Annotated in this window: 18 protein-coding genes; 16 read left to right on the plus strand and 2 right to left on the minus strand. The window is 30.7% G+C overall.

Going from position 1 to position 23,265, the window contains the following annotated elements:
* The first annotated feature begins 243 nt into the window (after positions 1-243).
* From MR285_RS06305 to MR285_RS06365, 13 genes are all read left to right on the plus strand, one after another.
* Positions 244-1,005 carry a carbon-nitrogen family hydrolase gene (locus MR285_RS06305; protein ID WP_293559153.1) on the plus strand — a complete coding sequence of 254 codons (762 nt, stop codon included), beginning with the start codon at positions 244-246 and terminating at the stop codon, positions 1,003-1,005.
* Positions 1,006-1,019: 14 nt separating this feature from the next.
* Positions 1,020-1,700: a DUF2848 family protein gene (locus tag MR285_RS06310; RefSeq protein ID WP_293559155.1), complete on the plus strand. Its 681-nt coding sequence runs from the start codon at positions 1,020-1,022 to the stop codon at positions 1,698-1,700.
* A gap of 27 nt (positions 1,701-1,727) precedes the next feature.
* Positions 1,728-2,756 carry a DctP family TRAP transporter solute-binding subunit gene (locus MR285_RS06315; RefSeq protein WP_293559157.1) on the plus strand — a complete coding sequence of 343 codons (1,029 nt, stop codon included), beginning with the start codon at positions 1,728-1,730 and terminating at the stop codon, positions 2,754-2,756.
* A 14-nt stretch (positions 2,757-2,770) separates the two neighbouring features.
* On the plus strand, positions 2,771-3,241 hold the full coding sequence (locus tag MR285_RS06320) for a TRAP transporter small permease (protein WP_293559159.1): 471 nt from the start codon (positions 2,771-2,773) through the stop codon (positions 3,239-3,241).
* On the plus strand, positions 3,238-4,506 hold the full coding sequence (locus MR285_RS06325; RefSeq protein WP_293559161.1) for a TRAP transporter large permease: 1,269 nt from the start codon (positions 3,238-3,240) through the stop codon (positions 4,504-4,506). Before MR285_RS06320 ends, MR285_RS06325 begins: the two co-directional genes overlap by 4 nt.
* 726 nt (positions 4,507-5,232) lie before the next feature.
* Positions 5,233-6,582 (plus strand): DUF3798 domain-containing protein, encoded by a 1,350-nt coding sequence (locus MR285_RS06330; RefSeq protein ID WP_293559163.1) that lies wholly within the window; start codon positions 5,233-5,235, stop codon positions 6,580-6,582.
* A 77-nt stretch (positions 6,583-6,659) separates the two neighbouring features.
* Positions 6,660-8,255, plus strand: a complete 1,596-nt coding sequence (locus tag MR285_RS06335; RefSeq protein ID WP_293559187.1) for a sugar ABC transporter ATP-binding protein — start codon at positions 6,660-6,662, stop codon at positions 8,253-8,255.
* On the plus strand, positions 8,248-9,324 hold the full coding sequence (locus MR285_RS06340; RefSeq protein WP_293559165.1) for an ABC transporter permease: 1,077 nt from the start codon (positions 8,248-8,250) through the stop codon (positions 9,322-9,324). The genes MR285_RS06335 and MR285_RS06340 overlap by 8 nt, the downstream gene beginning before the upstream one ends.
* Positions 9,317-10,468 (plus strand): ABC transporter permease, encoded by a 1,152-nt coding sequence (locus MR285_RS06345; RefSeq protein ID WP_293559167.1) that lies wholly within the window; start codon positions 9,317-9,319, stop codon positions 10,466-10,468. The genes MR285_RS06340 and MR285_RS06345 overlap by 8 nt, the downstream gene beginning before the upstream one ends.
* A gap of 670 nt (positions 10,469-11,138) precedes the next feature.
* The gene (locus MR285_RS06350; protein WP_293559169.1) at positions 11,139-11,750 is read left to right on the plus strand and encodes a TetR/AcrR family transcriptional regulator; all 612 of its coding nucleotides are present in this window, start codon (positions 11,139-11,141) and stop codon (positions 11,748-11,750) included.
* Positions 11,751-11,759: 9 nt separating this feature from the next.
* Complete coding sequence (locus tag MR285_RS06355; protein ID WP_293559171.1) at positions 11,760-13,814, plus strand: MMPL family transporter; 2,055 nt, start codon at positions 11,760-11,762, stop codon at positions 13,812-13,814.
* 11 nt (positions 13,815-13,825) lie between these two features.
* Complete coding sequence (locus MR285_RS06360; RefSeq protein WP_293559173.1) at positions 13,826-16,255, plus strand: hypothetical protein; 2,430 nt, start codon at positions 13,826-13,828, stop codon at positions 16,253-16,255.
* 58 nt (positions 16,256-16,313) lie between these two features.
* Positions 16,314-16,580 carry a GNAT family N-acetyltransferase gene (locus MR285_RS06365; protein ID WP_293559175.1) on the plus strand — a complete coding sequence of 89 codons (267 nt, stop codon included), beginning with the start codon at positions 16,314-16,316 and terminating at the stop codon, positions 16,578-16,580.
* 51 nt (positions 16,581-16,631) lie between these two features.
* Here the strand turns inward: MR285_RS06365 and MR285_RS06370 are convergent, their stop codons facing one another.
* The gene (locus MR285_RS06370; protein ID WP_293559177.1) at positions 16,632-17,651 is read right to left on the minus strand and encodes a PTS transporter subunit IIC; all 1,020 of its coding nucleotides are present in this window, start codon (positions 17,649-17,651) and stop codon (positions 16,632-16,634) included.
* The gene (locus MR285_RS06375) at positions 17,651-18,232 is read right to left on the minus strand and encodes a nitroreductase family protein (protein WP_293559179.1); all 582 of its coding nucleotides are present in this window, start codon (positions 18,230-18,232) and stop codon (positions 17,651-17,653) included. Before MR285_RS06375 ends, MR285_RS06370 begins: the two co-directional genes overlap by 1 nt.
* 308 nt (positions 18,233-18,540) lie before the next feature.
* Between MR285_RS06375 and MR285_RS06380 the strand changes: the two genes are divergently transcribed.
* From MR285_RS06380 to MR285_RS06390, 3 genes are all read left to right on the plus strand, one after another.
* Entirely contained in the window at positions 18,541-20,478 is a 1,938-nt protein-coding gene (locus MR285_RS06380; RefSeq protein ID WP_293559181.1) for an acyl-CoA dehydrogenase family protein, read from the plus strand.
* Between the two features lie 11 nt (positions 20,479-20,489).
* The gene (locus MR285_RS06385) at positions 20,490-21,731 is read left to right on the plus strand and encodes an FprA family A-type flavoprotein (protein WP_293559183.1); all 1,242 of its coding nucleotides are present in this window, start codon (positions 20,490-20,492) and stop codon (positions 21,729-21,731) included.
* A gap of 421 nt (positions 21,732-22,152) precedes the next feature.
* Complete coding sequence (locus tag MR285_RS06390) at positions 22,153-23,085, plus strand: IS30 family transposase (RefSeq protein WP_293559185.1); 933 nt, start codon at positions 22,153-22,155, stop codon at positions 23,083-23,085.
* The last annotated feature ends 180 nt before the right edge of the window (positions 23,086-23,265 follow it).

The raw sequence follows: 23,265 nt of genomic DNA on the forward strand, positions 1-23,265 counted from the left end.
TGTTTATTTTTTCTTGAATTTGTTGTAGTATTATTATATTCCATAGTTATCACCTTTTGGTTTTGTTTTGTGGTAAATCAATTATACCAAAGGTGATAAGCTATGGAATTTTTTTAGTTCAATTTCATTATACAATTAGCCTTTTAAAATTATTTAATAAATCTGATAAAATACTGTTGACAAATGTTTTCTTTATTGATAATCTTAGTATACGGTATACCAAGTACATATGAGGAGGCGTATATGAAGGTTAGTTTAGTTCAATGTGAGCTTAAAATGGGCGAAGTAAGTGAAAACTTTAAAATTATTGAGAATAAAATCAAGGAAGCAATGTTTTTTGATCCAGATGTTATAGTTTTACCAGAAATGTGGAATACCTCATTTATTCCATTAAATGTTATGGAAATAAGTGATAATGAAGGTTTAGAAGCAAAAAGAATTTTATCAAAATTATCAAAAGAATTTAATGTTAATATTGTTGGTGGTTCAGTTTCTAATAAATTGAATAATAAATTATATAATACTTCTTATATTTTCGATAGAAGTGGAAAAGAAATAGCTAAATACAATAAAGTTCATTTATTTTCTCCTTCAGGAGAAGATGAATTATTTGAAAGAGGCGACAAATTAGTAACTTTTGAGTTAGATGGCGTAAAGTGTGGAATGGTGATTTGTTATGATATCAGGTTCTTAGAATGGATAAGGAAATATGCTTTAGGAGATATTCAAGTGTTATTTAATTCAGCTGCTTGGCCAGCAAAAAGAATTATGCATTGGGATATCTTAAATAGAGCAAGAGCCATTGAAAATCAAATGTTTATTGTTTGTGTAAATAGTGTGGGAGATTTTGGAGGACATAGTGCGATAATCGATCCTTGGGGAGAATACGTTATCAATCCATATGAATCAAATGAAATCAAATCTGGGGAATTAGATTTTGGTATTATAAAGGAAATAAGAGAAAGTATAAATGTTTTTAGGGATAGACGTCCAGAGTTGTATTAATAAGGGTGATTTAGTTGAAAAATTTAAAATTTATTTTAAATGATAAAATTATTGACTTTAATTTTGATAAAGTTTATGTAATCGGATATGCGGGAAGAGATATGAAAAAAACTCAAGAACATATTGATGAGTTGGAAAGAGAATTAGGTGTTAAGCCCCCAAAAAGGATTCCTACAATTTTTGAAGTATCTAAGGAAATAGTTACTCAAGATACTGAATTGAAGTTTGTTGGTGGACAAACTTCGGGAGAAGTAGAATATATTATTTTAATAAAAGAAGGTAAAATATATATAACTGTTGGATCAGATCATACAGATAGAGGATTAGAGAGTGTGAGTATTTTTAAATCTAAACAAGTATGTTTAAAACCTATAGCAAAAGAAATATGGGATTATGATGACGTAAAAGATCATTGGGATTCTATAAGATTGATTTCTAATCAAGTTATCAATGGTAAAGAAATAGAATATCAAAATGATACATTGGGTTCAATTTTACCAGTTGAAAAAATAATAACTGAATTAAAAGAAAGAGTTGGCGATATTGAAAACTCAATAATTTATTCAGGAACTGTTCCATTAGTTGATGGATTTAAATATGGAAATAAATTTAATTCAAAAATGGTAGATGATGTATTAGGCAAAACTATTAACTTAAATTATGATATTAACGTAATACTAGAAGAAGAGAGATAATTTTTATTCAGTGAATAGGAGGATTTTATGAAAAATTTAAAAAAAATAATTTCAGTTATTTTAGCATTTTTAATAATTACATTGACAATAACGGGATGTGGTTCTAAAAAAGAAAATAAAACTGCAAAAGATTCGTCATCTGGAAAAATACAGATTAAGCTTGGATGTGTGGGGAATGAAAAACATCAATCAACGATAGCAGCAGAGTTATTTAAAAAGTACTTAGAAGAATCATCAGATGATTTTGAAGTAAATGTTTATCCTAATGCCCAATTGGGTGGAGAAAGAGAAATGGCAGAAGGTACTAAACTAGGAACTATACAGATGACAATTGTAACTTCAGATGGAACATTACCAGCATGGGTTCCTGAAATTCAAATATTATCAATACCTTACTTATTTGAAAATCAAGAAAAAGCTTATAAAGCTTTAGATGGTATTATTTCAGAAAAGTTAAATCCAAAATTTGAAGAGGCAGGTTTTAAGCATTTAGCTTTTGGAGAGTTAGGATTTAGACATTTTTCAAATTCAAAGAAAGAAATAAAAACTGTAGATGATATGAAGGGGCTTTCATTCAGAGTACAAGAAGCACCTATTTGGTTTGCATTACTTGATAGTTTAAAAGCATCAGCTGTTCCAGTATCTTTTAATGAACTATATACAGCACTTCAACAGGGAATGGTTGATGGTCAAGAAAACCCAATAGCTACAGTTGCAACTCAAAAATTTTATGAAGTGCAAAAGTATTTATCTTTAGATGGACACACTTATGCAGCTGTAAGTATGGTTATGAATAAAGACTTTTTTGAAAAACTTACACCTAAACAACAAGAACTTGTTCAAAATGCGGCAAATAAAGCTGCAAAAGAACAAAGAAAAGTTGTATCAGAGCATGAGGCAGAGTATTTAGAAGAATTAAAAAACAATGGAATGGTAATAACTGAAGTTGATAAAAATTCTTTTGTGGAAGCGACTAAAGACATATACAAAAAACCAGATGTTGAAAAATTAGTAAGTCCTGAATTTGTTGATGAAGTTAGGGAATATGTAAAATAGCATTAGGAGGTTATATGAAGTATCTTGAAAAAATCATTAGATTCATAATGATATTAAGTTCGGCAGTTCTTGCTATTGTTACTTTTTTACAAGTTATAATGAGATTTTTCTTCAAAATGCCTGTTGCATGGGGACAAGATATAATAAGATTAAGCTTTGTATATTTAGTTTTTTTAGGAGCAGCATATTGTTTAAAAACAAATGATCACTTAAACATTGACATAATTTTTTCTTCTATTCCTATTAAAATTAGTAAGATATTGCAAATTATTATAAATATTATACTATTAGGTTTTTTTGTATTTTTGCTGATTTATGGAATCGAATTTTCTAAAACAGGAATAACTCAAAAAGCTCCTTATACAGCTATACCAATGATTTATTATTATGCTTCTATACCAATAAGTGCATTATTCTTGATATTATATGATGTTGAAATTATAATACATCAGGTAAAAAAAATAAAGGATGGTGAAACTGAATGATAATTGTATTATTATTTGCAGCGTTTCTTTTAGGAATTCCAATAGCTTTTGCATTAGGAATAGTTTCCTTAGGACAGATTGTTTCAGATGGTTATCCTTTACTTGTGGTAGCTCAAAGGTTATTTACAGGTGTTGACAGTATAGCTTTAACGGCAATTCCTTTGTTTATCTTATCTGGTGGTTTAATGCTTAAGGGTGGAATGAGTGATAGATTAGTAAATTTTGCTGATCTTCTCATTGGACATCATCCGAGTGGATTAGCAATGGTAAGTATTTTAGCTTGTATGTTTTTTGCTGCGATAACTGGATCGGCTATAGCGGCAACAGCCGCTATAGGTGGAATAATGGCACCAATAATGATTGAAAAAGGTTACGATAAGGAGTTTTGTGCTCCTTTACTTGCAACAGGCGGTTCAATAGGACCAATAATTCCGCCATCAATTCCACTTTTAATTTACGGAGTTATGGCAAATGTTAGTGTAGCAAAATTATTTATAGGTGGGTTTATACCTGGAATTCTAATGGGCATAGCCTTGATGATTTACTCTTACTTTGTAGGGAAAAAAAGGAACTATATAGGTAGGGATAAAAAAGCGTCAATTTCTGAAATATTAGTTGCAGGAAAAGATGCAATATTAGCATTAATAATGCCAATTATTATAATAGGTGGAATAATGAGTGGATTTTTTTCTCCTACAGAATCTGCAACAGTAGCGACTTTTTATGCTTTAATAATTGGATTGTTTGTATACAAAGAGTTAAAACTTAGTGATTTACCGGCAATATTATTAGATGCAGCAAAATCTACTGGACAAGTTCTATTAGTAGTAGGGGCAGCTTCATTATTTACATGGGTAATAACTGTTAATAATATACCACAAACAGTAGGAGCTTTTTTAGCTGATAATGTTGGCTCTAAATTTATGTTACTATTAATAATAAATATTATATTGTTAATAGCAGGAACATTTATAGATACTACTAGTGCTGTTGTAATATTTACACCATTATTTTTGCCTATAATTCAAATGTTTGGCATAGACCTTATTCACTTTGGTCTAGTTATGGCTGTTAATTTAACTATTGGAATGTGTACACCCCCATTAGGAGTATGCTTATTTGTTGCTGGTTCTATTACTAAAGTATCATTAAAAGAACAAATGAAAGATTTGATACCTATGTTAATAGTTTTGATATTAGTTTTACTAATAATAACATATGTACCTTCCACAGTTACAATACTACCGAATAAATTTGTTAAATAAAAAATACAACTTCTAATTGTTATAAATTTATAGAATGATAATAAGTACTAACAGTTAGAAGTTGTTATTTTTATTTAGGGTCATATTTAATTTTATGATTTATCAAGAAAATAGATTAATAAAAATTTTACATAAGAAAAAATTTTATTAATCTATTTTTTAAATTATTTAGAATTTTTTATAATTATATATTAATAATAATTAAAAGCATTTAATTTAAAAAATAATAAATTTTGTTTGAATAGTTCATAGTTGATAAATGCAATATTATAAAAATATTATACTAAAATTTTTAAAACAATTAGAAAAAGCAATTATTATTTTTTGCTTTTAGTGAAAAATCAAAATTTATGTTATAGCAAGGTCTGAGGATAGTTTTCTCAGGCTTTTTATTTTGTATTAATTTATCGGTGTAAAGGGAAATGTAGAAAAAGGATTATTTTTTATCTTTTATTATTTAATTTATTAATAGTCTTTATTTATAGAATTATAGATTTTGAAGGTTTTAAGAAATCGTTTGAGAATTGAAATTTGACCTAAGATTTAATTTGAAAAATATATAAAATCTAAATTTTACTTTGCGTAAATATTAGGTAAAATTTTTGTATTTAAAAAATTCGTTTATATGCACATATAATGAGAATTCTATTGACCTTTGCTATTTAATGTGATAAAATCTTTTTAATTTATAAACCAATATTAAATAAATTAGAAGAGGTGTAAAAAATGAATGTAAAATTTAAAAGGTTTATGGGTATTATGATATTAATGTTATCAGTTTTAGCTTTTACTGCTTGTCAAAAAGTAGATAATGGAGCTAAAAAAGAAGAAGGCGGAGAAGCTGCTTCAACTACTACTGCTGATGCTGGTCAAAAGGCAAAATTTGAAACGCTTAAAGATGGCGAAGATTTTCATATTGGAATTATAACTGGCACAGTATCACAAGGTGAAGATGAGTTCCGTGCTGCTCAAAAGGCAATTGAACTTTATGGTTCTGCTGATAAGGGTGGAGTTATTAAACACGACACTTATCCCGATAGATTTGAAGCTGAACAAGAAACTACAATTTCTAAAATTGTAGCAATGGCAGATGACCCTCTAATGAAAGCTGTAATAGTAAATCAATCAGTTCCAGGAACAGTTGCAGCATTTAATCAAATTAGAGAAAAAAGACCTGATATTATTCTTGTAAACTTAGTTGCTCAAGAAGATACAGTAATGGTAGAAAAAGCAGCTGACCTTGTAATGGATGCTGATAATGTATCTAGAGGTTATAGAATTATAGCTGCTGCTAAAGAAATGGGAGCTAAGAAATTTGCTCACATTACATTTCCTAGACATATGTCTATTGAGCTTTTGGCTCTTAGAAGAGCAATCATGGAAGAAGCTTGTAAGGATTTAGGACTTGAATTTATTTCATTAAATGCACCTGACCCTACAACTGATATTGGTATTCCAGGAGCACAACAATATATAGCTGAAAATATCCAACCTTGGATTGACAAATACGGCAAAGACACTGCATTCTTCTGTACAAATGATGCACATACTGAACCACTTCTTAGAGGTGTTGCAGCTGGTGGAGCAATCTTTGTAGAACAAGATTTACCATCTCCAATTATGGGTTATCCAAAAGCTTTCTCTGTTGATATTAAAGATATGGCAGGGGATTGGCAAGCAATTAATGCTGCTGTTGAAAAAGCTGTTATTGCAAAAGGTGGCGACAAGAGAATGGGTACTTGGGCTTACTCATTAGGTTATTCACTTACTCTTGGTTCTCTTGATCATGTAATAGATGTTCTAAAGGGACAAGGCGAACTTCTTAACAAGGAACAAATTGTTAATTCTATCCAAAAATATACTGAAGGTGCAAAATGGATGGCTGAAAACTATATAGATAGAGCTTCTGGAGAAACTAAGGAAAATCACTTCTTATTATCTCAAGACACTTATGTATATGGTAGAGGTTACCTAGGTATGGATAAAGTTAAAGTTCCTGAAAAGTATTTGAATCTTAATGTCGATTTAGATGCAATTAAAGCTTCTCAAGAGCAAGCCGAAGGACAAGCTAAATAATTAATTTATAAAAGAAATTAAAGTCAACGGATTTCCGTTGATTTTAATTTTATTATTAAGAAGATGGAGGGATTTTGTTGACAAACAGTTTACTTGAAGTCAAGAATGTCAGCAAGAGTTTTGGCGAAAATGCCGTCTTAAAGGATGTAAATTTTACTCTTGAAAAGGGAGAAATTTTAGGACTTGTTGGAGAAAATGGTGCTGGCAAGTCAACTCTTATGAATATAATTTTCGGTATGGAAGTTATTAAAGACACTGGCGGTTATAACGGTGAAATTTATTTTGACGGAAAATTAATTGACTTTAAAAATCCAATTGACGCTTTAAAAGCGGGCATAGGCATGGTACATCAAGAATTTAGTTTAATCCCTGGATTTACAGTTGCAGAAAATATTACTCTCGATATGGAGAAGACAAATTCCTCTGTGATTTCTAAAATTTTTGGTAAAAAACTAGAGAGTATAGATGCTAAGGAAAATATTAAAATAGCAGGTAAGTCTCTTGACACTTTGGAAGTAAGCATTGACACAAATGCACTTGTTTCTGAAATGCCTGTTGGTCATAAGCAATTTATTGAAATTGCAAGAGAAATGACTAGAAAAGATGTAAAGTTAATAATTATGGACGAGCCAACAGCTGTACTTACTGAAACTGAGGCGAATAATCTTATAAGTTCACTTAGAACTCTTGCAGATCTTGGCATATCTATAATTTTTATCACTCACCGACTTCGTGAAATCGTAAATGTATGTGATCAAGTTGTTGTGCTTAGAGATGGTGAAATAATTGAAGACAGAAAGAACGAAAATTTATCTATTGAGCAAATTGCTAAATGGATGGTTGGTAGAGATGATGACAGTAAAAAAATTGATGTAGAGAAAGTGGAAAAACATTTAGATGAAAATGACCATATTCTTGAAATCGAACATTTATGGGTTGATATGCCTGGCGAAGCAGTTTATGATGTAAGCCTTTCTGTTATTAGAGGAGAAATTTTAGGTATCGCTGGTCTTGCTGGTCAAGGTAAGCTTGGTATTCCAAATGGAATTTTAGGGACCTATCCAGTAGGTGGTAAATTAATTTATAATGGCAAGGAATTAAAATTAGGAAATACTCTAGATATTTTGAGAAATAAAATTGCTTTCGTTTCTGAAGATAGAAGAGGTGTAGGTCTTTTATTAGAAGAGCCAATTTTTTGGAACATAGCTTTTAATGCTATGCAAGTACAAGAAAAATTCATAAAAAAAGTTTTTGGATTTAAGTTTAGAGATGAAGCTAAGATGAAAGAACTTTCAAATGAGTATATTGAATCTCTTCATATAAAAACTACTGGGCCAGACCAAAAGGCAGGAAATTTATCTGGTGGAAATCAACAAAAAATTTGTCTTGCTAAAGCTTTTGCAATGGAACCGGATTTATTATTTGTATCAGAACCCACTAGAGGTATTGACATTGGTGCAAAGGAACTTGTTCTTGATGCTCTTACAGAAAGCAATGAAAAAGACAACACTACTATTGTAATGGTTTCATCAGAGCTTGAAGAACTTAGAAGTATTTGTGATAGAATTGCTGTAATTTGTGAAGGAAAAATCGCAGGAATACTTCCAGCAAAGTCTGATCCATCAAAGTTTGGACTTTTAATGAGTGGAGAAGTGGAGGCAGTAAATGACTAAAAAGAAAAGTTTAATTCATAAAATTGGAATTCCTCGACTTATTATTGGAGTTTTCTTATTAATACTTTTTATCGCAGCTCCAATGGCTGGTGTTTCTCTTGTGGACTCAATAGAGAATGTTTTATCAAGATTTGGTATGTTCTCAGTTTTAGTTTTATCACTTGTACCAATGGTACAATCTGGTTGTGGACTTAACTTTGGCATCCCAATTGGAATTGTAGCAGGTATACTTGGTGGTGTAACATCTATTGAATTTGGATTTAAAGGTTTTACTGGCATTTTTATTGCAATGATTATTGCTGCATTAATTGCAGTTGTATTTGGATTTTTTTACGGATTACTTTTAAATAGAATTAAGGGCGATGAAATGCTTATAGCAACATATGTTGGATATTCATTTACAGCTTTTATGTGTATTGCTTATTTAATTCTTCCTTATAAGAATCCAGTTTCTGTCCTAAGTTATGGAGGAAGGGGATTATCTCAACAAATTCCTGTTGCCGATTATTGGATGAAATCAAAAATTTTAGAAGATGGGACAAAAGTAACCGAAGGTGTTTTAAATAATTTTTTAAGTATAAGTTTATTTGGTGTTAGAGTACCAGTTGGAATGTTTTTGTTATTTGCATTAATGGCATTTATTGTATGGGCATTTTTTAAGACAAAAACTGGTACAGCTATGACAGCAGTAGGTTCTAACTCAGAATATGCAAAAGCTGCAGGAATTCATATTAATGGGGTTAGACTTGTATCTGTAATTTTTTCAACGGTAATTGCAGCAGTAGGGATTGTTATTTACCAACAATCCTATGGGTTTATACAACTTTACCAAGCACCACTTGCTTTTACTTTTCAAACAGTAGCGGCATTATTAATAGGTGGTGCAAGTATTAACAAAGCATCAATTCCAAATGTAATAATTGGTACGTTTTTATTCCAAGGTGTAATTACTCTTACTCCTACTGTAATAAATGGTGCATTAAATATAGATATTTCAGAAATACTAAGAATGATAATAACAAATGGAATGATAATTTACGCACTAACAAGGAGGAGTAAAGATGAATAAGAAATTTAATTTAAAAGAGTTTTTATACAGATTTATGGTTCCTATTTTGTTTATAATAATAGTTGTGGCAGGTCTTATTATTGCTAAACCACCACTATCTTATATTACAAATGAACTTTCAAAGAGAATGGTAAGAAATACATTCCTTGTGTTGTCACTTATAATACCGATTATTGCTGGTATGGGTATTAACTTTGGTATTCCACTAGGAGCAATGGCTGGACAAATTGGAATTATTTTTGCACAGGATTGGGGATTTACTGGAGCCACTGGACTTTTAATAGCAGCTGTTATTGGTACACCAATTGCAATTTTGCTTGGACAATTTTCTGGTAGAGTTTTAAATAGAGCAAGGGGAAGAGAAATGATAACATCAATGATGCTTGCATTCTTTATACTAGGTTGGTATATGCTTTTCCTATTGTATTTTTGTGGAACTTTAATTCCAATGAGAACAAGATCCATGGTACTTTCAGCAGGCTATGGTATTAAAAACTCCATTACACTAGCATCTGCGCAGGGTTTTGATAATATTTTAAAATTTAGAATAAATATTCCGATTACTGCAAAACATCAAATTTTGTTTGATGTGCCAGTAGTTACAATTGCAATTATTGCTCTACTTTGTATATTCATAGTTTGGTTTAGAAATACTAAACTTGGTCATGACATGAAGGCAGTAGGACAAGATCAATTTGTATCTTCAAACGCAGGAATGAATTCTGACAAAATTAGAATAGCATCAATAGTTATGTCCACTGTACTTGCTTGCTATGGACAAATTATTTATCTTCAAAATATAGGAACTCTTGCAACTTATGCAGGTCAAGATCAAGCAGCACTTTATGCAGCAGCATCAATTCTTGTAGGTGGTGCATCTGTATCTAAGGCATCAATACCAAATGTTATTTTAGGTACTGCCTTATTCCACTTAATGTTTATAGTTCTTCCACAAGCAGGAAGAGTTTTAACGGGAGATGCTATGATGGGTGAATACTTTAGAACATTCATATCTTACGGGGTTGTAACTCTTGCACTTATTCTTCATGCTTTCGAAAGGAAGAGAGAACTTGAAGCTAACAGGTTAAAGATGAGAGAAGATAGAATTAAGGGAAATAAAGATAATGAACCTGTAGCAAATTAACTTTCATAGTAAGTAAAATTTATTACAAAAAAATTGCTCAATAATAGGGCAATTTTTTTTTGTATTTTTAGATTTTAAATTCTTATTGTGAGTTAAAAATCTAAAAAATAAATATTTATATATTTACTATTTTTTCATTACATATAGTAGTAAAACGTTTGGATGTATGTAGTTTTTATACCTTTTCTAAAAAAATTTATTAAAAGATTCTTTGTTGGAAATTTTATTTCTTTGAGGGAATCTTCAAAGAAAATCTTTTTAATAATAAATATTTGTACTAACTTCAATAAGACTTTAATATGATACATAAAAAATACAATATTAATTCAGATTATTGTTAGGAACAAAAGGAAGTAAATTAAAATTTTAAGAAAAGTAAAATTTGCTTAATGTTATTTCCAAAATCAATAAAATTTCTATTTAGTAAATCTTTTGGAACAGCTTTATTGTAATATTTTACAATATTGATAATTTTCTGGAATTTTTTTCTGAATTTATCTTAATTAAATTTTCTCAATAGTTTCAATATTTAAATAATAAGTCTAATTATAAGTTAAATATTTTATAGTACTCTATAAAAAACTAATTTTATATTTTTATTTTGGCAATATAAAAAAATAGTTGAACTTTGTTCACAAAAGAGTTATCATATTTTTCACAAAGATGAACTATGTTCAAAAAAAATAGGAGGTTAGATTTGACACCTGAAGAAAGAAAAATAGAAAAAGAAAATAAAATTACTAAGGCAGCCCTTGCGTCCTTTAAAGAAAAGGGAATAGAGGAAACTTCAATAAGAGATATTATGAGTAGAACAGATCTTGGTCTTGGAACTTTCTACTTATATTTTAGAGATAAAAAAGATCTTGAAGAAAAGATAGTATTAGATACTATGGTGGAATTAGTTTATAATGTCGAATCTAAGTGTAAAGAAAAGGATTTAAAAAAGAGATTAATTTCTTTTTTCGACTATATTATTGACCATTTGATAAATAATCCCTTTGAACTAAAACTTATTTCAAGTAATTTGAATTGGGCTCTATATGCAAAAGTTGAAAATGATAACAGATTTAAAGAGGCAGAAACCACTCTTCATTTTATTTTAAATAAATATTCAAATTTATTTCCTGCAATTGTTTCCTATGAAGAGAGGTTATTTATTATGTCACTAGCAATTAAAATTGTGCTTTCTACTTGTGAATCGGCGCTAATGGATGATTCTGTCCTAGGAATAAATGATATGAAGCCAGTTTTATTTAAAATTGTAAATAGACTTTTTAGATAGAGTGATTAAATGAAAAAATTTACAAAATTTATATCTCACAAGCCAAAGTTTGTCCTAATTATTATGACACTTCTTCTTATTCCCTCATTTTTAGGTTATAAACTTACAAGAGTTAATTACGATATTTTGTCTTATCTTCCTGGAGATTTAAAATCCACGCAAGGACAAGAGATTCTTGATAAAGATTTTAAAAATGCCGCCACAGGAATGTTAATTCTCGAGGGAACGGATCATGAAGCTGAAGTTTTACGAGAAAAAATTCTAGAAATAGACGGTGTAGAAGATGTAATTTCAAAATCTTCAACTGTTGGAGACATGATTCCTAGTGAATTTTTGCCTGACGAGATAAAGGATATTTTTTATGCAAAAGATTCAACTCTTATGATAGTTAAGTTTAGTGATTCATCATCTTCATTAAAGACAATGTCTGCCATTGATGAAATTAGGAAGATTGAATCAAATAAAAAGTATCTAAGTGGTATCTCATCTTTGGTAAAAGATACTAAAGATTTAATCGATAAGGAAACGCCTATCTACGTTGCACTTGCTGTTGTACTTGGACTTATAATTTTATCTCTTACAAATGAATCTACGATTGTACCCTTTGTATTTATGTTAACTATTGGTTACGCAGTTGTGTACAACTTTGGGACAAATATTTTTTTGGGAGAAATATCTTACATTACAAAGGCCATTGCAGCAGTTTTGCAATTGGCAGTAACTATGGACTATTCTATATTTTTGTATCATAGGTATGTAGAGGAGAAAAAAACTGTAAAAGACAAAAGGGATGCTATGGACATAGCAGTTCAAGAAACAATTTCTTCACTATTTGCATCATCTCTTACAACTTTTGCAGGATTTATAGTTTTAATTTTTATGAGACTTGGACTTGGAAAAGATATTGGACTTGTAATGAGTAAGGGAGTTTTAATCGGTCTTATATCAACAGTTACAGTGTTACCTGTAATGTTACTTGTAGTTGAAAAATTCGTAAATAAATATAATCACAAAGTTATGCTTCCTGAATTTAATAAATTGTCTGAGTTTACAATAAAAAGAAAAAAAGCTCTTTTTTTAGTTTTTGTTTTGTTATTTATTCCAGCAGTTTACGGATCAGTAAATACAAAACTTTATTATAATTTAGATAGATCTTTGCCACAGGATTTGGATTCAATTGTTGCTTTAAATAAAATGAAAAAAGATTATGACATGGCGAGCACACATTTTATAGTTGTAAAAGATGATCTTTCAAATTCAGATTTGGAAGGTTTAATAAGTGACTTAAAGGGCGTAGATGGTATCAATTCGGTTTTAAGTATAAATTCTATTACTGGAGTTACTCTTCCTAGTGAATTTTTGCCTGAGAAAGTTCAAGAAAATTTTTCAAAGAATGGATACCAAATGATAATGGCAAATTCAAAATTTCAAACAGCATCGCCTGAGGTGAAAAAACAAGTAGATGAGATGAAAAGTGTTATAAATAAGTACGACAAAGAAGGCTACTTGACAGGAGAAGCAGTTTTAACTGACGATTTAACAGTTATTTCAGATCGGGATTTTAAAATTGTAAATATTATTTCTATTGCAGTAGTATTTTTAATCATTGCAATTGTATTTAAATCGTTGGGAATTCCACTAGTTTTAATTGGTGCAATTGAACTTGCAATTCAAATAAATATGGGCATTCCTTTTTATCTAAATCACACAATACCTTTTATAACTTCAATAATAATAGGCGTAATACAGCTTGGATCAACTATTGATTACTCAATACTTATGACAGATAGATTTTTGGCAGAATATAAAAAGTCAAAAGATGTAGACTTATCACTTAAAATTTCTGTGAAGGAAACCTCAAAGTCCATTGTTACATCAGCTTTGTCCTTTATGGCAGCCACTATTGGAGTAGGAATTTATTCAAAAATGGAAATTGTATCGACTATTTGTACTTTTTTGGCTAGAGGTGCAATTATTAGTATGTGTGTGATTATACTATTACTTCCAGCTATTATTTCAGTTAGTTTTACACTAATTAAGAAAACTACTAAGGGTTTAAATTAAGGAGAAGAAAAATGAATAAAAAAATTGAAAAAGGTGTCATTACAGTTGTTTTGTCATCAATGATTTTGACAAATACAGCTTTTGCAGCATCAACTATTATCAATAAAAGTGAAACTGTTTATGTGTTAAAAGAAGATGATAACATTAAAGATAAGACTGTTTCAGTATGGTTAAATTCAGAAGAAGACATCAAAGGAAAAGACAAATCTAATTTAAAGAATATTAAAAATTTAAAAACAGATGAGAAAATAGAAAATAAAAATGGTTATATAAATTGGGATGAAAATGTTAAGGACATTTATTACCAAGGTAAGAGCGGAGAAAATATTCCCATTGATGTAAAAATTGATTATTATCTTGATGGCGAAAAAATTGAAAATAATGAACTTAAAGGCAAGTCAGGTCATCTTAAAGTAGTAATTTCTACAGAAAACAATAAATATGTAATTAAAAAAATTGGAGGAAAAAACACTAAAGTTTACGCACCTTATGCTGCAATTGCAGCAATGTCGTTTCCACAAGAAATTGTATCAAATATCGAATCAAAGGACGCAAAGATTGCAAAGGATGGAAAAAATGAACTTGTAACTTCAGTTTTAACTCCAGGGTTAAGAGAAAATTTTGAAACTATTTTAGAAGATAGACAAATGGAAGAATTTAAAAGTGAAGCAGAGATAGAAATGGATGTAAATAACTACGATCCAGTGGAAGCTTATGTTGTAATTTCAAATGAACTTTTTCAAAATAAAGCTGATCTAGAAACAATAGACAAACTTCGCGACGGAGTCAGAGAACTTGAAGATAATTCAAAAAAATTAGTGGACGCTTCTACAAAATTATCTGATGCACAACACAAATTAAACAATGGAATTACAGAATTAGGTGATGGAACGGTTAAGCTTAAAGATGGTTCCAATGAACTTTACGAAAAATCTGGAGAGTTTGAAGATAAGTTAGACGAAGTTATTGAAAAAGTAAAACCAGTGCCAGATGCTGCACAAGAAATGTATGAGGGTGGCAGCAAATTAACTTCAGGAATTAGCGATTACACATCTGCAGTTGGCAAAATGAATGAAAAAACTGGTGAAATGAAGGATGGAGCGAAAAAACTACATGATGGCTCTGTAGAACTAGATAATGGACTTGGAAAGTTAAAGGATGCTACATCACAGCTTAGAGAAGGTTCAAGCAAGTTAAGTAAAATTGATGAACTAAAAGAAGAGGCCATGTCAAAATTAATTGAACTTAAAAATGGAATTGGAAAACTTTCAGCTGGTGCAACTGAATTAAATGCTGGAGCAAATAAAGCTGTAGAAAGTGCAGGTGAACTTGCAACAGGTGAAAGTGAATTTAATAGAAATTTACAAATGTTAAATTCAAAAGTTCAAGGAATTTCTGTGCCAGATCTATCTGGAATTGAAAATATTAATGTAGAAGGAGAACTTCAAAGCATTGGTCAAAGTACAAAATCTATTGGTGCATCAGTTGATGATATAAAGCAGGTTATTGGTCAATTAAATCAAATTCAAGATCCAGAATCAAGAGCTATAGCTCAACAAGCTATTTCACAACTTGCTGGATCTGCACAAAATATTGGACAAAACGCACAAAGCATTGGATCATCTACTAAGAATGTTGCAGCAAAACTTCAAGCTTTAAGTGGACTTAGTGAAATGTCTAGTGATCTTTCAAGCTTAAAAGAATTAAAGGGTGGCATGAATCAGTTGGTAGCAGCTTCGGAAAAAATAAACGCAGGAACAGAAAAATTGCCTTCAGGTCTTAAGGAATTGCAGGCAGGAACAGAAAAATTATCTAATGGAGCAAGTGAAATAAATTCGCAGCTTGAAAAAGCTATGGCAGAAGCAGCATCAAAGATGGACACATCAGAACTAATGAAACTTTCAGATTCTCTTGTAAAACTTGACGATGCAGCTTCAAAGTTAAAAGATGGTTCATCACAGTTAAGAGAAGGAACAGAACAAAGTGAAGAAGCAGTAAATTTATTTACAGATGCAATAACAGAACTCGATTCAAATTCACCAAAACTAAATTCTGGTGCAACAGAGCTTACAAATGGACTTCTAGAATTCCGAGACAAATCAAAATTATTTAATGATTTTCCAAGATTAAAGACTGAAGGCATAGTTCCTATGAGAGATGGAATTAAAAAGCTAGACAATGGCATCATTGATCTAAATTCTGGTGCTATCGAATTAAAAGATGGCGGAGATTTAATCGACGATAATATGAAAATTTTTGCAGAAAAACTAGCTGAATTTAAGCAAAGAGGAATTGACAAGTTAGATAAAAAGACAGAAGAACTACCAGAATTTAAAGAGATTGTAGACACAATGTTAGAACTTTCAAAAAAAGATTCATCTTTTACCGGGACTACAGAAGGCTTTGATACTAAGTATAGAATAATTGAAAAAATAAAATAATGTGAAATTTCTAAAAATTTGGGTATTACAAAAGTAATATAAATTTTAGGAGGTCATTATGGAAATTAAAAAGGGAAAAAATTGTTACTATATAGGTGAAGATGAAAATAATTATAAGGGAATTTTAACTTTTGAAGAAAAGGGCGATATAATAGATGCAACGCATACTATTGTAAAGCCTGAGTATAGCGGACAAGGTTTTGCAGGAGAACTTTTTAAAAAGCTTGTAGAGGATGCAAGAAGTGACAATAAAAAAATTAAGGGAACTTGTTCTTATGTTCATAAAAAATTAGAATCAAGTGAATTTGATGATATAAGAGCATAAAAAAGATGGGTAGCTAATCCCATCTTTTTTATGCAAATTTTTAATTTCAAATTATTTAAAATATAATTTCATATCACCATCTTGAATTAATCCCTTGCGATAAAAAATTTCATAAATTGCAAAGGTAAGAACTGCTGGCAAAATTATGTGCATTAATAAAACTATTCCAAGAAGTTTTATAAAAGGAACATCAGGCATTGCCGTGAAAGTAGAAATTTGTCCAACAAGTCCACTTGTACCCATACCTGAACCAAGTGGTGTGTTTTCAAGTTTAAAGACCATAGTTGAAACAGGTCCAAGTATGGCAGATGAAATAATTGGGGGTATAATGATTATCGGTTTTCTCACAATATTTGGCATTTGGAGCATTGAAGTCCCAAGACCTTGTGCAACTAATCCTTCCATTTTATTATCGCGATAAGAAATAACTGCAAAGCCAATCATTTGACAGCAACAGCCAATAGTTGCAGCTCCACCGGCAAGGGATGAAAGGGAAAGCATCATACATAGTGCCGCAGACGAAATAGGAAGAGTAAGAACTATACCCACGATTACAGACACAATTATTCCCATAAAGAAAGGAGCTTTCTCAGTTGCGTTAATAATAATTGCACCGAGAAGATTCATAAAAGCACTTATGTATGGTCCTACGAAGTTTGCGATAAAAACTCCTATTAAAACTGTAACAGCAGGAGTAATTATTATGTCAATTTTAGTTCTTCTGCTAACAAGTTTTCCAAATTCTACTGCAAAAATTGTTGCTATATAAACACCCATTGGTCCGCCAAGTTCATTTCCTGCAATACCTACAACTGTTGCAGCGTAAACCACAAGAACTGGTGCAGACATTGCAGTAGCAATGGCAACAGCTATGGCAGGCCCTGTAGCTTTTTGTGCCAAAGGCCAAAGCACATCTGTCAAAAATTTTATATTAAAACTCTTCCCAATGGTATTTAAAATCGTACCCACAAGAAGAGTTGCAAAAAGACCAAATGCCATGGCACCAAGAGCGTCAATAAAATATAATTTTGCCTTACTTTTTATTATTTCCTTAAAATTTTTCTTTGCCATTATATTCTCCTAACTATTTCGTCTATTTTATACTTAGGAACAATATAATTTCCACCATTATCTAAGTAGTAAGATTGATCTTCTGTTGTGTCAATTTCCTTTATGGTTGAATTAACTTTTGGATATCCAAAGGCTACTACAACTTCACAGTAATAATTATCTTCATAATTTAAAATTTCACGCATTTTTTTGTCACTAATGCTGCCAATTATACATGAACCAATACCCTTTTCTGCAGCAGTTATAGTTAAATTTGAAATGACAAGACCTTCATCGATTCCATTAAACCTAAGCTTTTTATCATTATCACTTAAAATTGCAATAAAGTATACAGGTCTTTCACCAACTTTTGGTCTTCCTAAATTATTTGGAAGAGAAGCTGCCCATTTTGTATTATCAAAAACTTCCAAAATTTTACTTTTGTCTTCTACTGAAATAAATCTAAGATATTGTCTATTGTTTGCACAGGAAGCAAATTTAATAGAATTTAAAATATCCTCAATGTCCTCATTTGAGATAGGTTTATTTTCGTCAAATTTTCTATAACTTCGTCTCCACTCTAATAATTTTTTTAAATTCATTTTTTCCTCCATTCAATAAATTTTATTCTTATTAACTTAATATTTTATTACAAAAAAATAATTTTACAATAAAATATTAAAATTAATGTTTTATTTATTAAAAAAGGGTATACATACTTTAGTCAAAAAATATAATAATGTGAGAAGAAATTTTAAAAATTTTAACTCAAATTTGATGAAAATGTTTTGACACTTTATATAAGTTGATGTATACTATAATTATTGTATACCGCTTTGGTGTATCTTTTGTTTTTCACAATTCTATGAAAAATATTTTAACTATTCTTTAATTTAAAAAGGAGGAAAATATGTCAAATATGTATAAGACTACTGCTGAGCATGAAGCTCTTCGTAAAGCTATTAGAGAATTTGCAGAAGCAGAAATTAAGCCATTGTCTTTTGGGCTTGATCAAAACAACGAATTCCCAGAAGAAATTATCAAAAAAATTGGCGAAAACGGTTGGATGGGTCTACCTTATCCTGAAGAAGAAGGTGGAGCAGGCAAGGATGTTATTTCTTATGCCATTGCTGTTGAAGAATTATCAAGAGTAGATGCAGGTGTTGGTGTTGTATTATCAGCTCATACATCATTGGGTTCTTATCCTATCCAAGCTTTTGGGACAAAGGAACAAAAGGAAAAATATTTAAAACCACTTGCTCAAGGTAAAAAACTCGGTGCTTTTGGTCTTACTGAGCCTAATGCAGGCTCTGATGCTGGTGGTACTGAAACAACAGCAGTGCTTGATGGCGACTATTATATTTTAAATGGTAATAAAATATTTATTACTAACGCTCCTGCTGCAGACACATATGTTGTATATGCAGTTACTACACCAGGAATTGGTACTCACGGAATTTCTGCATTTATAGTAGAAAAAGGTTGGGACGGATTTACTTTTGGAGATCATTATGACAAATTAGGTATTAGATCTTCAACTACTGCTGAACTTCAATTTAATAATGTTAAAGTTCCAAAGGAAAACTTACTTGGAAAAGAAGGTCAAGGATTTAGAATTGCAATGCAAACTCTTGACGGTGGTAGAATCGGAATTGCATCACAAGCTTTAGGTATTGCACAAGGTGCTTTTGAAGCTGCTCTTTCTTATGCAAAAGAAAGAATTCAATTTGGTAGACCAATTGCTCAACAACAAGTAGTTGGTTTTAAACTTGCTGATATGGCTACTAAAATTAGAGCTGCAAGACTTATGGTTTATTCAGCTGCTGAAATGAAACAAAACCATGAAAATTATTCAATGGAAGCTGCAATGGCAAAAACTGTTGCATCTGAAGTTGCAATGTGGGTTGTAAATGAAGCTCTTCAAATCCATGGCGGTAATGGATATCTAAAGGGAATGGATGTAGAAAGATTCTTCAGAGATGCTAAGATTACTACTATCTATGAAGGTACTTCTGAAATCCAAAGAGTTGTAGTTGCAAGTCACCTTGTTGGAAAAGCTCCAAAGAAAAAGGGTAAAGCTGCTGCAATAGACAAGAAGTCTGGACCTATAACTGGAGAAAGAAAGAGAGAAATAATTAAAGCTGACACAGCTAAAGAAGCCGTTGATATTTTAGTTAAGAATTTAAAGAAAGATGGATATGACTTTTCTGTAGGAATTGACATCGATACTCCTATTTACGATGCTGAAAGAGTTGTTTCAGTAGGTAAAGGAATCGGCGGAAAAGAAAACATGGATATGGCTAGAGAACTTGCACATGCTGCAGGCGCTGCACTAGGTTCTTCAAGACCAGTTGCTGAAACATTAAAACTTGTACCATTAGAAAGATATGTAGGTATGTCTGGACAAAAATTTAACGGAAACCTATATATTGCTTGCGGTATTTCTGGAGCAAGTCAACACTTAAAGGGAATTAAAAATGCATCAACAATTGTTGCAATCAACAAAAATGCAGGTGCTCCAATTTTCAAAAACTGCGATTATGGTATAGTTGGAGATATGTTTGAAATTATGCCACTTCTTGCAGAAGCTCTTGGAACTGGCGAAAAAGAACCAGCACCTCCAATGAAGAAAGTTAGAAGATCTAAACCTAGAAAACTAGCTCCAAATTATAAAGTAATGGTATGTCCAGGTTGTGGATACGAATATGATCCAAACTATGGAGATCCAGAAGGCGAAATTGATCCTGGTACAGATTTCGATAAATTACCAGAAGACTGGACTTGTCCAGAATGTCAAGAAGAAAAGCAAAACTTTATTGAAGCTGATTTTCCTGCTGATAGAAAATAAAGGAGGATATAATGTATACTGTTAGAAAAGTTACAGATGATCTTTACTATGTTGGTGGCAATGATCATAGACTAGAATTATTTGAAAATATTTTTCCTATTCCTGAAGGAGTAACTTATAATTCATATTTGTTAAAAGACGAAAAAAATGTATTATTTGATACAGTTGACTGGTCAATTGTAAAAGATTATCTTGAAAATATATCTGAAGTTCTTGATGGAGAAGATCTTGATTATCTTGTAATCCACCACTTAGAACCAGACCATGCTGCTGCTATTGATGAAATAGTTTTAAGATACCCAGATGTAAAAGTAATTGCTAGTGAACAAGGTTTTGAATTCATGCGTCAATATGGATTCCATGTAAACGAAGAACAATCAATGATAGTTGCTGAAGGAGATACTATTTCCTTTGGTAAGCATAATTTTGTATTCTTAGAAGCACCAATGGTTCACTGGCCAGAAGTTCTTGTAAGTTTTGATACAACTGACGGAGTATTATTTGCAGCTGATGCATTCGGTACTTTCGGAACACTTGATGGAAAATTATTTGCTGACGAAGTTAATTTTGAAAGAGATTGGCTTGATAGTGCAAGAAGATATTTAACTAATATCGTAGGAAAATATGGTCCATTTGTACAAGATGTTCTTAAAAAAGCATCTACTGTTGACATTAAAATGATTTGTCCACTTCATGGGCCAGTTTGGAGAGAAAATCTTGGTTGGTTCATCGACAAATATGATAAGTGGTCAAGATACGAACCAGAAGAAGAAGGCGTAATGATAGTTTACGCATCAATGTATGGAAATACTGAACGTGCTGCACAAGCTCTTGCATCAAGACTTTGTGATAAAGGAATGACTAATGTAGTAGTTCACGATGTAAGTAACACTCATATGTCTTATCTAATTGCAGACACATTTAAGTATTCTCACATTGTAATTGCATCAGTAACTTACAACTTAGGTATTTATCCAGTAATGAAGAACTTCTTAATGGACCTTGAAGCTCTTAATGTTCAAAACAGAACTGTTGGTATCATTGAAAATGGTACTTGGGCTTGTACAGTTGGCGACAAGATTGAAGAATATATCGACGAAAACCTTAAGATGTTTGATGTTCTTTCAGAAAGAGTTACACTTAACTCTGCACTTAACAAGGCTAACGAAAACGACATGGAAGCTCTTGCAGATTCTATTATCGAATCTATGGCAAAAATTAGAGAAGTTAAAGAAAAATCAGCTAACCAATAATGCCAAAGTGGTGTGGATATTTAATTCGGTTATATCATTTGATATAGCCGAATTTTTTTGTATTCATATAATTTAAGTTTAAAAATAAATATTTAGTAGAGTTTTCTATAAGAAGAATATCTATGTCAAATAAGCGACGAAGTTCAGCTCGTTTGTATAAAAGTTTTTATAAAATAGAAAATGTAAAAAAAAATCAGCCAAAGGCTGAAAATTATTTACCAAAATATAATTTAAAAAATTCTATGGTAGATAAATTTCCAATATACTCAAATTGGCTGATATATTTATTATCTTTATTATTTAATTTTTTAAAAACGATAAGTTGTAAAATTAAATGCGACACTAAACAAAAAATAAAAACTCATATTAACTAATTTCGTGTAAAATGTTAATAACGACAAAAACACACAGGTCGGTTAATATGAGTCATAAATATCTTACACTAAATGAAAGAAATAAGATAGAGGTTTTACACAAAGAAGGATATTCTTCTAGAAGAATATCGAAAATTTTAGGGTTTCACCATTCAACAATATCTAGAGAACTAAAAAGATGCAAGGGAACTTACAAAGCAATAGATGCAGATAAAGACAAGAGATATAAGTCATCACATAAAGGAAGAAAAACTAAATATACTGATACCATAAAAAATATAATCCTAAATAAACTAAACTCTAGATGGTCACCAGAACAGATAGCATCTACCGTGCTATCTAGAATAGTTTCTTTTAAAACCATATATAATTGGATTTATTCAGGATTTATTGAATTCGACCTAAGCAAACTTAGAAGAAAAGGAAAATCAAGAAAGTCTAAAGAAACTAGAGGGAGGTTTAATATTGGAACCTCTATAAGAAAAAGACCTAATATAGTTAAAAAGAGAGTAGAATTCGGTCATTGGGAATTAGATACTGTTGTGTCATCAAGAGGAAAAAGCAAAGGATGCTTCGCAACCTTCGTTGAAATGAAATCAAGGTTCTATATAGCTTTACCTATGAAAGATAGAAGCAAAGATTCAATGCTTGAAGCTATGAAAAAGCTAATAGAATCTCTACCAAAATTTGCTTTAAAAAGTTTCACTTCAGATAGAGGTAAGGAATTTGCTTGTTATAAAGAAATTGAAAATATGGGAATAGACTTCTATTTTGCCGACCCATATTCAGCATGGCAAAGAGGAAGTAACGAAAATTCAAATGGTTTATTAAGAGAATATTATCCAAAGAAAACAGATTTGGCTAAAGTTGAAGTTGAAGATTTAATTAAAAATATAATGGAGCTTAATAATAGACCTAGGAAGTGTCTAAATTATCAAACTCCATTTGAAATATTTATGCATGAACTTAGTTTAGAGTAGGTGTCGCAATATTATTTGCAATTCATCTTTATAAAATATATTATATAATAATATTAATAATTAAGAGAAAGAAAATATATGAATAAAAAAAACTTAGATAAACAAAGAAAAATATTAAGAAAGACAAAACGTGCTAAGAAAAGAAGATTAGCTAATATAAAATTTACATTATTTATTTTT

It is taken from the genome of Peptoniphilus sp. (assembly GCF_022767005.1).
In the GTDB taxonomy this organism is placed as follows: Bacteria; Bacillota; Clostridia; order Tissierellales; family Peptoniphilaceae; genus Peptoniphilus_A.